This window comes from Paraburkholderia graminis C4D1M (assembly GCF_000172415.1).
GTDB lineage: Bacteria > Pseudomonadota > Gammaproteobacteria > Burkholderiales > Burkholderiaceae > Paraburkholderia > Paraburkholderia graminis.
Window position 1 is genome coordinate 1 of sequence record NZ_ABLD01000057.1, and the last position, 10,700, is coordinate 10,700.

The window sequence follows — 10,700 nt, forward strand, 5'->3', positions numbered from 1 at the left end:
GATGATCAGCGCCCCGAGCACCGTGCCTGCGAGACTAAAGCGGCCGCCGAGCAGCGACGTGCCGCCGAGCGTCACCGCGAGAATCGCGTCGAGCTCCAGGAGCAGGCCGGCGTTGTTGCCGTCGGCGCTGCGCACGTTCGAGCTGATGAGAATGCCCGCCATCGCCGCCGTCAATCCCGAGAATCCATACACCGCGAAAACCAGCGCTTTCGAGCGCAAGCCAACAAGGCGAGTCGCCACCGGATTCACACCGATGGCGCGGATAAAGAGCCCCAGCGCCGTTCCCTCGACGAGCGCCGCGGTAGCCAGCACAGCGAGCGTCGCAATCCACACCGAGCATGGCACGCCCAGCCAGTATCCGCCGCCGACAAACAGATAGCCCGGCGCGCCGATCGGAATGATTTGCCCTGCTGTAAGTAGTTGCGCGATGCCGCGTCCCGCGACCATCAGAATCAACGTTGCGATGATCGGCTGCATACCGACAAACGACACGAGCACGCCGTTCCACATGCCGCTCAGCACGCCGACGATCAACGCCGCAAGCAACGCCTGCGCGATCAGGCCGCCCGTCGGCACGGGTTGCGTGGCGAGGATCGTCGCGGCCGCCGCGCCTGCGATGGCCACTACTGCGCCGACCGAAATGTCGATGCCGCGCGTCGCGATGACGAGCGTCATGCCCGTTGCGACGAGCACGAGCGGAGCCGCACGATTCAGCACGTCGATTGGCGCGCCGAACAGATGGCCGTCGAGCATGCGCAATGACAGAAAGTGCGGATTGACCCAGAGATTGAGCGCACACAACAACGCCAACGTCACGCATGGCCAGATCAACGGACGCTCGACGCCATCACGCGCGAGCCAGTTCGATAGCTTCATTCGCCGCTCCCCGCGATGAGTCGGTAGATATTGTCTTCGTTCGATGCCGTGCCTTTGACTTCCGCAATTTTGCGGCGGTCGCGCAGCACGGCTACCCGATGACTGACGCGCAGCACTTCACTGATCTCCGACGAAATGAACAGAATGCTCAGGCCGTTCCCACACAGTGCGAGCAGGCGATCCATGATGTCGAATTTCGCGGCGACGTCGATGCCGCGTGTGGGCTCATCCAGAATCAGCAGCTTCGGATCGGTCGCAAGCCAGCGCGCAAGCAGCGCTTTTTGCTGGTTGCCGCCGGACAGCAGACCGATAGGCTGCTCCGCGTCCGAAGCCTTGATGCCGAGCCGCTCGATCCACAGATCGGCCAGCTCGCGCGCGCGCTGACGGTTGATCTTGCGCCACCAGCCACGCCTCGCCTGCAACGCGAGAAGGATGTTCTCGCGGATCGACAGGTCGGCGACGATGCCCTCTTTCTTGCGATCTTCGGCGCAGTACGCAATGCCGTGGCGCACCGCATCGTGCGGGGATCGCAGGCGCACCGGCTTGCCGTCGACGAGCATCGTGCCGCTGTCGGCACGGTCTGCGCCGAACAGCAGCCGCGCGGTTTCCGTACGCCCGGAGCCGAGCAGCCCGGCGAGTCCGAGTATCTGACCGCGCTGCACGTCGAGGTCGATTGGCTGCAAAGTGCCGCGTTTGCCGAGGCCGCGTAGTTCGATAAACGGCGGCGCGCTGTGATCGTCTTGCGTGTCGTCGCTGGGGTCGCATGCTTCGTGAGCGGCTTCGCGCAGACGCTCGCTCATGCGCTCGTGACCGACCATCTTCGAGACGAGCAGATCGGCGGGCAAATCGCGCGCGAGATATTCCCCCTCGCGTTCGCCGTTGCGCATGACCGTGATGCGGTCGGAAATGGCATACGTCTGCTCGATGAAGTGCGTGACGAACAGTATGGCAATACCCGATTGCTTAAGATGCCGAAGTATTTTGAAGAGTTGCGCGACCTCACTGTCGTCGAGGCTCGACGTCGGCTCATCGAGGATCAGCACGCGGGCATCGACGGAAAGCGCTCGTGCGATCGCCACCATCTGCTGGACCGCGATCGGATAAGCGTCGAGCGAGCGTGTGACGTCGAGCGTGATGTCGAGGCGCGCAAGCGCGGCTTGTGCGCGGCGCTTGATGTCGGGCCAGTCGATCGCGCCGAAGCGCCGCGGCTGCCGGCCCGCAAAAATGTTTTCCGCGACCGACAGGTTCGGGCACAGATTCACTTCCTGATAAAGCGTGCGCACGCCTGCCGCTTCGGCTTCCTGCGGCGACGCGAAGGCCACGACTTCGCCTGCGAGACGGATCGTGCCGGAGTCGGGCGCGAGGACGCCTGTCAGCACATTGATCAGCGTCGATTTGCCGGCGCCGTTCTGTCCCATCAACGTATGGACTTCGCCGGGGAAAAGCCGGAAATCGACGCCCTGCAGCGCCTTCACGCCAGGGAATGTCTTGGTGACGCCGGTTGTTTCGAGGATCGGCTCGTGCGCGTCGCCGTGGTCGGCGGACGCAGCGGCGGCGGACCTTGTCGTGCTCGTGGCCGGCGGTTTGGGTTCGGAAGCGGGATGCGTCATAGACCTCGCTCGAGCGGCGGTGCGTGGGTGGTCTGGTGCCTGCGTGCCGTGGTGCCTGTGTGCCGTGGTGGCTTTATGCGGCACGTTTCGGCATCGGGTGAAAAGAGACCGTCCGCTGCCCAAGCAATCGGACGGTCAGGCACCGCTGGAGAAACGTTACGTGCTGGTTTGGCTGTGTGCGCTTGCTTGTTTCGCTTGCTTGTTTCGCTTGCTGCTTGTTGCTTGCTGCTGCGTTATTGCCTGCCGGTGCAACTCGCATGCAAGTATATTCGCAAGGATGCCTAACTACTTTTTCCTAGTACTTTCGCGTCGGCAAGGTCTGCGCTGCGACGCTCATCGGGAACACGGTCTCTTCCGTCAGGATGCGCTTCGGCAAAGGCTTGCCGGCTACCACGTCCTTGACCGCCGACATCAGTTGCGGTCCGAGCAGCGGGCTGCACTCCACGTCGACATTCATCTTGCCTGCGGCCATGGCCTGGAAGCCACCCTTGGTTGCATCGAACGAAACGACCACGACGTCCTTGCCCGGATGCATGCCCGCCTCTTCCATCGCCTGGATTGCGCCGAGCGCCATGTCGTCGTTATGCGCATAAACCACGTTGATCTTGTTGCCGTAGCTCTTGATAAACGCTTCCATCACCTGCTTGCCGCCGGCCAAGGTGAAGTCGCCGCTTTGCGACGCAATGATCTTGAACTTCGGATCGCTCTTGATGACTTCGATCAGGCCGGCGTGCCGGTCATTCGCCGGCGCGGAGCCGACCGTTCCCTGCAATTCGGCGATGTTGACGGGACCCTGTGCGTCCTTATAGTGATCGGCGAGCCATTTGCCGCCGCGGCGTCCCTCTTCCAGGAAGTCGGAGCCGATCATCGTCACGTACAGCGAGGTATCTTTGACGTCGATGTTGCGGTCCGTCAGGATCACCGGAATCTTCGCGGCCTTCGCCTCACGCAGCACCGGTTCCCAGCCGGACTCGACGACCGGCGAGAAAGCGATCACATCGACTTTTTGCGCGATATACGAGCGGATCGCCTTGATCTGGTTTTCCTGCTTTTGTTGCGCGTCGGAGAATTTGAGTTTGATCTTGGCGTCGGTTGCCGCGGATTTCACCGACTCGGTATTGGCGGTCCGCCATGCGCTTTCCGCGCCGACCTGCGCGAAACCCAGCGTGATCTGTTTGTCCTGCGCGTGTGCGCCGGGGGTTGCCAGCGTCAGCGCGCCGACACCCGCGCACAGCGCGAGCGCACCCAACGCACGACATGCGGCGCGTCGTGTATTCGCCATGACTGTCTCCTGATCGTTGTTGTGTAGGCGATCCATCGAATCCGACCGGCCGTTGCGGCCGCCGCGAAGCGTGGATCGTGATGTAGCGTAGTGTGCCGGGCGTTAACAGTCCAATCATATGATTCGCGGGAGCAATATCAATTTTGGTATAGACGGGGGTGGGGGCTGTGCGGGTGTGTGCGGGTGTGTGCGGTAGTTGACGTGGTGGTTACGGCTTGGGGGTCGGCTGGTCGTTGCTGGTTTTTATGCGCTTACATTGGCGAGTCGAGCCGTGCGTCGCCTGGTTGGCAGGTCGCAGGGTGAAGTTGAGATGGGTGGTTCGGGTGCTTCCAGTGCCTCCGGTGCATCGGGTGCATCGGGGTGCATCGGGTGCATCGGGTGCGGTCTGCGTTGGGTCGGGTTGCCGTGGGGTCTGCCGTGGGGTCTGCCGTGGGGTCTGCCGTGGGGTCTGCCGTGGGGTCTGCCGGTGGGTCTGCCGTGCGGTCTGCTGTGGGCGTCTGCGGCAAGTCTGCCCTAGGCCTGCCGGCGGCGGGTCCGGTCCCGGCGAAGAACTTTGCAGGCGCACATCGCCGCCGGATTTAGCCGCGCGACGGTCCGCCGGCCCGCGTATGAGGCGCAACCCACCGGAAAGTCAAATTAATGCGTTCGCCGACAACCCGTGGCTCTTTCGGCACCCGATGCCGCCATTCCGCCTGTGTCTTGCCCTTCATGACCAGCAAGCTGCCGCCTTTGAGCGAGAACGACTGGACGGCGCCGGTCTTGTTGTGCCGCAAGTCGAATGTGCGTGCCGCGCCCAAGCTCACCGATGCAATTACCGGTTCCGGTCCCAGTTCCGGCTCGCGGTCGGCATGCCAGCCCATGCTGTCCGCGCCGCTTCGGTAGCGGTTGAGCAGGACGCTGTTGAATCGGGCTCCGCAAGCCGCCTCAGCATCGGCCTTCAGTTCGGCGACGGCTGCTGTCCACGGTTGAGGTTCGTTACGGATACCGGAATAGACATACACAGCGTCGGCGTCGCCCTGCCATGCCGTCAGCCGCGGCAGCGCGACGCGACCGCCGGGCGTGCCCATGGTGTCCTGCCGCCATTCCACTTCGACGATGAGTCGCGCGAGGAACTGCTCGGCCGTTTCGGGCGCCAGCCAGTCGGGATACCAGTCGACGTCGGGAGCCGGAAGATCATTGAAAAGATCCGTCATGTTTGTGTGTGCGAGCGCAGCGCGGCGCGGCGGTAGAACGTTGGCTATTATGGCTGCAATGGCCGTTAGGAGTTTCGCGGCATCGTGGCGGCTTCACGGCAGTCTTGTCGCGGCTTTACTGCGGCTTCGTTGTGGTCTCTTGCCACTTCACCGCAGCTTCGTTGTGGCTTCGTCGCGCTACTGTCGCTGCTCGACTGCGGCCGCCTGTGGTTTCGGTTCCCGCCTGCTGGCGCTATTTATTGCGCGTTGCGGATGCGTCTATGGCGCCGCCTGCCGAAGTTTTCATTCCGCAGACTTCTTCCCGCCAACGCGCTTCCAGTATCGGTTCCTTGAGTGGACAACCATCATGACTCTTTCGGATCAAGCACTCGACCAACTGTTCCGCCAAGCGCGCACGCACAACGCCTGGCAGCCGAAACCCGTCGATGACGCGCTGCTCGGTCAACTTCTCGAACTCACGCTGCTGGGCCCCACATCGGCCAACTCGAGCCCGGGCCGTTTCGTCTTTGTGAAAAGCGCGGCGGCCAAGGAGAAGCTGCGGCCGGCATTGTCGGCCGGCAATGTCGATAAAACAATGGCGGCACCGGTTACGGCGATTGTCGCAATGGACATGGCGTTCTATGAGTATCTGCCTAAGCTTTTTCCGCACGCCGACGCTCGGAGCTGGTTCGCTGGTAACGACAAGGCGATCGCCGAGACCGCATTTCGCAACTCGACGCTGCAGGGCGGCTACCTGATTCTGGCGGCCCGCGCGCTCGGCCTCGACACTGGCCCAATGTCAGGCTTTGACGCGGCGAAAGTGGACGAGGCGTTTTTCGCGGGCACGACAGTGAGGTCGAACTTCCTGGTCAACCTCGGCTACGGCGATGCGTCGACTCTGTTTCCGCGCAGCCCGCGCTTCAGCTTTGACGAAGCCGCGCGGATAGAGTGAAGCGCCGCTTTAGCTGAAGATCGCGATGTAGAACACCACGACGCCGATCACTGCGCCGACAAAGCAGAAATTCTCTTCTGTGCCGTCGCCATTCGAACGCAGCCACGCGCCGACCACGCCGAAAAGCCCCGCGATACCGAGCGCGACGCATAGCATGACGATGTAGAAGAGCGCGCTCTTGCCTAGTTCGGAGAAGTCGACGTTGCGCACGCCGAGATACAAACCCAACGCCATCACCGATATGCCAACGAGAGGGAGCATGACATGGCTGCCCTCATATCCAACGTGATGCGCGCGGTGCGCAGAGTCCCCGTGATGAAAACGATGGCCTGATCCGAGCAGTTTCATGATCGCCTCCCGCCTCGCCGTTCCAGGCGATAACAACAATCAAGCCGGGCCGCTGTTTGGTCAGTCGATTTGGCAGCGGCTCTTGATGCCGACCGGCTCACTTCCAGAATACTCCACCCGCATCGGCAATTCAAAGCCCATTTAATTATGGTTATCCGGGAACTTGCGGACCTTTTCGACCCGCTGGGACCGTGGATTGAGCACGCCCGTTGCATGTCTCAACAGCACTGCTGCGCAGCAATACAAGCTGGCGTCGCTTTGCACGCTCAGTGTTTTTGCAGCCGTCTGCGCACGAGCGCGCATGCCGGTAGAATGGCCTTCGCCCTAGCCTTGGTCGCTCGCCGCGTCGCTACGGCAACTGGCCGCCGCCGTTCAGCTCATGCCCTCCGGCTCTTACCCGCCCTCACCTTCCCTATGCGCCGCTCATCGTTTCTTGTACGCCTCATCTTCATTGGCATTCTGCTGCACATCTATGTGGGCTTCCGCCTGATCCCCGACATGCCGGTGAGCATCACTGTCCGCTGGCTATCGGGGTTGTGGCTTGTGCTGTCCGTCTTTGTGATTCCGCTGGGCATGCTCGCGCGCACCATCAAACAGCAGCCGCTGGGCGATCGGCTCGCGTGGGTCGGCTTGCTGGCGATGGGTTTCTTCTCCTCGCTGCTCGTGCTGACGTTTGTGCGCGACCTGACTCTCGCCTCACTCATGACCGTGGACGCGATGCGGCCTGGCACGATCCCTCTCGAACGTTGGCGAACCGGCACTGCGGCGGCTGTGCCATTGCTTGCATTACTGTCGACGCTGATCGGCCTCTTTAACGCTCGCCGTCGCGCAAGAGTCGTGACAATCGAGGTCCCGATCGACGACTTGCCCGCTGCCCTCGACGGCTTCACCATCGTTCAGATCAGCGACATTCATGTGGGCCCCACCATCAAACGGCGCTATGTCGACGCTATTGTCGACGCAGTGAATCGTCTGAAGCCTGACCTCATAGCCGTAACGGGCGATGTCGTAGACGGCAGCGTGCCCGCAGTTGACTCACCACACGCAGCCGCTCTCGCGGTTGGCTGCGCGTCACGGCGCATACCTTGTACAGGCACACGAGTACTACGCGAGAGCCAATGCATGGATCGACGAGTTCCGTCGGCTCGGACTCCACGTGCTACTGAACGAGCATGTGGTGGTCGAGCACGACGGCGCCCGCGCCATAATTGCCGGCGTGACCGACTATTCAGCCGGCCATCATGATCCCCTTCATCGCAGTGACCCAATGGCCGCAATCGCGGACGCACCAGGCGACGTGCTGATCAAGGTACTTCTCGCCCACCAGCCACGGTCCGCCGAAGCAGCCGCTGAAGCGGGCTTTACACTGCAGCTCTCAGGTCATACACACGGTGGTCAGTTCTTCCCGTGGAATTTTTTTGTGCGGTTTCAGCAACCCTTCACCGCCGGCCTCGCTCGCCTGAACGGGCTGTGGGTGTACACGAGTCGCGGCACCGGCTATTGGGGACCGCCAAAACGGCTCGGCGCACCATCAGAAATCACACGATTGCGCCTTGTGCCCGGCCAGCCAGACTAAGGCAGGAATCTAGCGAAGGCGACTGTGACGCTGAAAGGACTACGCCTTATTAGCTTGGACGCCAGTCAATCGTTATAGGCGCAACATGAATATGCGCTTTACTGCACGGGCGCCACGGCGACACTGACTTGCGGCGCAAACGCGACCAACACCTGCATCCCCGGCGTTACATTGACGAGTTTTGCCGGGTCGCGGCCCTGAATGTGGAACACGGCTCCGTTCGGCCCTTTCAATGCCATGACACCCGACGCGTGGTCGATCGCCTGGACTTCTGCACTGACATTCTGTTCCGGCTTCGCTTGCCCGATCGACGCCGCAACAGCGGCCGCACCCTGTCCATCAGCACCGCGCGTAACGCTGACCACGGCATTGCGCATCATGCGGATATGGACTTTGCCGCCTTGAGCTATTCGCGCAAGATCTCGCGTATCCGTAATATCGAACGACGCCTCGCCACCCTGCGGGTCGCGCACAGTCACTGAATGCCTTGCGTGGTCGACGGATTTCACCACGCCCTCGGCCTGCAACGTGCTGCTCCCTTCAAACGGCGCGGGCAGCCCTGCAGCGAACGACGCAAAGGAAGCTGCGGCGACGAACGCACCAGCAACGATCCCAAGAGCTTTACGTTTCATACATTCCTCATTGACGTGAACGGACTCAAACCGGCGCCGTGGTGCCAACCGGTATCGTGCGCCGAGGCTTATAACGTTACCGCGCGCGCAGATACGGGTGTTTCGGATAGTGTGTTTTTAATGATGGCGGACGTCAACGTTTGGACTCCGTATCGTCTTGTCGATTGGTCTGCATCGACCATGGAAATTTCCCAGAGACGCCGGTACACGTTTGGTCTACAGCTGACTTACAAGACATTGAGACAATGTTAATTCTGTATCCTGAATATGGACTGCCCAGGAAGCTTCGACTAAGCTCTGTCACCGCGCATTGTTCACTTAACTATGGAGTCTCGATTATGGAACACAGCATCATTGCATGGCTTATCATCGGCGCGATCGCAGGCTGGCTTGCTGGCGTGCTCGTTAAAGGTGGTGGGTTCGGGCTTATCGTCGACATCATCGTCGGGATCGTTGGCGCGTTCGTCGGCGGTTGGCTCGCCCGCGTGCTGCACATCTCGCTCGGGAGCGGCTGGATCGGTTCGATCATCACCGCAGTAATCGGCGCAGTCATTCTGCTGTTTATCATCCGGCTCGTCCGACGAGGCAGTTGAGTTCAGCGTGAGCCTCTCCGGCGTCAGCGGCAATGCCGCTGGCGTCGGTCTCGCGCTCTTTTCACCGGCCTTGCGCTTTTTGTAGCGGTCTCGAGCTTGCACCGCTTTGCGGCCGGTTACACCTTCCCTTCGCTGCGTCGGCAACATTGATTACTGCTTGCCGCAGCCGCCTATGTCAGCGTAAAGCAAGTTGCAGCCGATGCGGGTGGTCCTCCGCTCTCTGCGCATCTTGCAGCACTAACGACATATCTTCCGATATTGCTGATGCGCTCTGTCTTGAATATCGGGCATGACGCGTCTGCGCGGCGCGAGGTTTCGCAGTCGTCGTTGCGATTGAGTCGACGTCGCGTTAGTCATGTCGACGATGCAGAGCCTCCAGCACTAAATTCAGAATGCGACTGCGTTCGCAAATGACTTCGTCGCAAACATGACGCGTCCCTTATTGCCTTAAAGATCGCGTCGCCCGCGGGTGTCATTCATCTATGTGTGCCACTCGTACGTGTGGCTTTTGTCCGGTTGCGACCGGACAAAAGCCACTGAATGACTTGCGGACGATTGTTGAGCTCGTGTGGCGTAGCAGGAAGCGACGGCAGTGACGCTCGAGTTCGCTCAACACTAATGCGTAAAACGCAGCCGGGAAAACTCTATCGGCTCCGGATGGCGAGCTTAAGCTTGCCGACATGCTTGAGTTCAACCTCAAACGCGCGCCACACTTCTTCAATAGTTTTCGATGGCGCAAAGACGCACATAGACGATGCGCCCGTACTATATCCACAATCGTACTGATCCCCGCCTGGAATCGCTGCAAACGTCGAATGGAATTGCGCGAACGTGCAGTCCTGAATTTGTCACTTACGGCACCGTACCACCGCTTTTGTGAAGCCTCGTCGAGGCGGCAATGCTTTGGGACTATCTGGCCGGGGCCGGCGATTCGCCTTCCCATAGTACCGCTATGCAGCTCGATCCGCTGATGGACGACCAGGAGCTGGACTCGCGGCAGTCGACCGGCGCGGTGTACTGGGAAGGCGCGGCGCGGGTGAGCCGCGATGGTACGCAGCTCGGGCGGGCGTATCTGGAACTGACTGGCTATGCGGGCGCTCTGCGCATGGGCGGGCCGTGACGGCGCCGCATTTTCCAGCGCTGTAAACGCAGAAACCCCACCTTTGCGGGGTGGGGTTTCTGACACTGCTGGGGAGCCTGACGATTACCTACTTTCACACGGGTAATCCGCACTATCATCGGCGTGGAGTCGTTTCACGGTCCTGTTCGGGATGGGAAGGGGTGGGACCGACTCGCTATGGTCATCAGGCATGACTTGTTGTCGTGCTGGGTTTTGGGCCAACACAACCAATCGGGAAGAAGTAGTTTCTGGTGATGCTCACCAGGGTAAAGCTGTTGGGCTGTGTTGTTCGAGGCACAACATCGATCACTCAACCGTGTGTGGTCTGCATAAGACCCTGCGCGTGGCGCAGGGTGGGGCATCCATAAGTGCTGAAGCACTAACGGCTGCCGACACACACCTGTTATAGGATCAAGCCTTACGGGCAATTAGTATCAGTTAGCTGAACGCATTACTGCGCTTACACACCTGACCTATCAACGTCCTGGTCTTGAACGACCCTTCAAGGGGCTCGAAGCCCCGGGGATATCTCATCTTAA

The 10,700-nt window shown here is 60.9% G+C and carries 11 protein-coding genes, 2 rRNA genes and 1 pseudogene; 6 read left to right on the top strand and 8 right to left on the bottom strand.

Features of this window, described 5'->3' with window-relative positions:
• From BGRAMDRAFT_RS32860 to BGRAMDRAFT_RS32870, 3 genes are all read right to left on the bottom strand, one after another.
• Positions 1-876: ABC transporter permease (locus BGRAMDRAFT_RS32860; protein WP_044022074.1), on the bottom strand; the 876-nt coding region annotated here is incomplete at its 3' end.
• Complete coding sequence (locus BGRAMDRAFT_RS32865) at positions 873-2,486, bottom strand: sugar ABC transporter ATP-binding protein (protein WP_006053250.1); 1,614 nt, start codon at positions 2,484-2,486, stop codon at positions 873-875. The genes BGRAMDRAFT_RS32860 and BGRAMDRAFT_RS32865, both read right to left, overlap by 4 nt.
• Positions 2,487-2,781: 295 nt before the next feature.
• Positions 2,782-3,768, bottom strand: a complete 987-nt coding sequence (locus BGRAMDRAFT_RS32870) for an ABC transporter substrate-binding protein (RefSeq protein ID WP_006053251.1) — start codon at positions 3,766-3,768, stop codon at positions 2,782-2,784.
• Between the two features lie 310 nt (positions 3,769-4,078).
• Between BGRAMDRAFT_RS32870 and BGRAMDRAFT_RS34835 the strand changes: the two genes are divergently transcribed.
• Positions 4,079-4,285: a hypothetical protein gene (locus BGRAMDRAFT_RS34835; protein ID WP_006053252.1), complete on the top strand. Its 207-nt coding sequence runs from the start codon at positions 4,079-4,081 to the stop codon at positions 4,283-4,285.
• 61 nt (positions 4,286-4,346) lie between these two features.
• On the opposite strand, the gene BGRAMDRAFT_RS32875 is transcribed toward BGRAMDRAFT_RS34835, so the two are convergent.
• A complete protein-coding gene (locus BGRAMDRAFT_RS32875; RefSeq protein WP_006053253.1) occupies positions 4,347-4,961 on the bottom strand; it encodes an alpha-ketoglutarate-dependent dioxygenase AlkB family protein in 615 nt (204 codons plus the stop codon).
• Between the two features lie 346 nt (positions 4,962-5,307).
• Between BGRAMDRAFT_RS32875 and BGRAMDRAFT_RS32880 the strand changes: the two genes are divergently transcribed.
• Entirely contained in the window at positions 5,308-5,892 is a 585-nt protein-coding gene (locus BGRAMDRAFT_RS32880; RefSeq protein WP_006053254.1) for a malonic semialdehyde reductase, read from the top strand.
• Between the two features lie 9 nt (positions 5,893-5,901).
• On the opposite strand, the gene BGRAMDRAFT_RS32885 is transcribed toward BGRAMDRAFT_RS32880, so the two are convergent.
• Positions 5,902-6,240, bottom strand: a complete 339-nt coding sequence (locus BGRAMDRAFT_RS32885) for a hypothetical protein (RefSeq protein ID WP_006053255.1) — start codon at positions 6,238-6,240, stop codon at positions 5,902-5,904.
• Here BGRAMDRAFT_RS32885 and BGRAMDRAFT_RS34840 point away from each other — a divergent pair.
• Together BGRAMDRAFT_RS34840 and BGRAMDRAFT_RS32890 are read left to right on the top strand one after the other, a co-directional pair.
• On the top strand, positions 6,239-6,385 hold the full coding sequence (locus tag BGRAMDRAFT_RS34840) for a hypothetical protein (protein ID WP_157140707.1): 147 nt from the start codon (positions 6,239-6,241) through the stop codon (positions 6,383-6,385). The two genes, BGRAMDRAFT_RS32885 and BGRAMDRAFT_RS34840, sit on opposite strands and share 2 nt — an antisense overlap.
• A 269-nt stretch (positions 6,386-6,654) precedes the next feature.
• Positions 6,655-7,816 (top strand): annotated as a pseudogene (locus BGRAMDRAFT_RS32890) (metallophosphoesterase).
• A 98-nt stretch (positions 7,817-7,914) separates the two neighbouring features.
• Here BGRAMDRAFT_RS32890 and BGRAMDRAFT_RS32895 read toward each other — a convergent pair.
• Positions 7,915-8,448 carry a hypothetical protein gene (locus BGRAMDRAFT_RS32895; protein ID WP_006053257.1) on the bottom strand — a complete coding sequence of 178 codons (534 nt, stop codon included), beginning with the start codon at positions 8,446-8,448 and terminating at the stop codon, positions 7,915-7,917.
• 338 nt (positions 8,449-8,786) lie between these two features.
• Between BGRAMDRAFT_RS32895 and BGRAMDRAFT_RS32900 the strand changes: the two genes are divergently transcribed.
• Positions 8,787-9,041 carry a GlsB/YeaQ/YmgE family stress response membrane protein gene (locus BGRAMDRAFT_RS32900; protein ID WP_006053258.1) on the top strand — a complete coding sequence of 85 codons (255 nt, stop codon included), beginning with the start codon at positions 8,787-8,789 and terminating at the stop codon, positions 9,039-9,041.
• Between the two features lie 913 nt (positions 9,042-9,954).
• A complete protein-coding gene (locus tag BGRAMDRAFT_RS34235; RefSeq protein WP_269745272.1) occupies positions 9,955-10,161 on the top strand; it encodes a lipocalin family protein in 207 nt (68 codons plus the stop codon).
• 75 nt (positions 10,162-10,236) lie between these two features.
• On the opposite strand, the gene rrf is transcribed toward BGRAMDRAFT_RS34235, so the two are convergent.
• Together rrf and BGRAMDRAFT_RS32910 are read right to left on the bottom strand one after the other, a co-directional pair.
• Positions 10,237-10,350: ribosomal RNA gene (gene rrf / locus BGRAMDRAFT_RS32905) — 5S ribosomal RNA — on the bottom strand.
• Between the two features lie 218 nt (positions 10,351-10,568).
• Positions 10,569-10,700 (bottom strand): 23S ribosomal RNA (locus BGRAMDRAFT_RS32910); the annotation flags it as partial.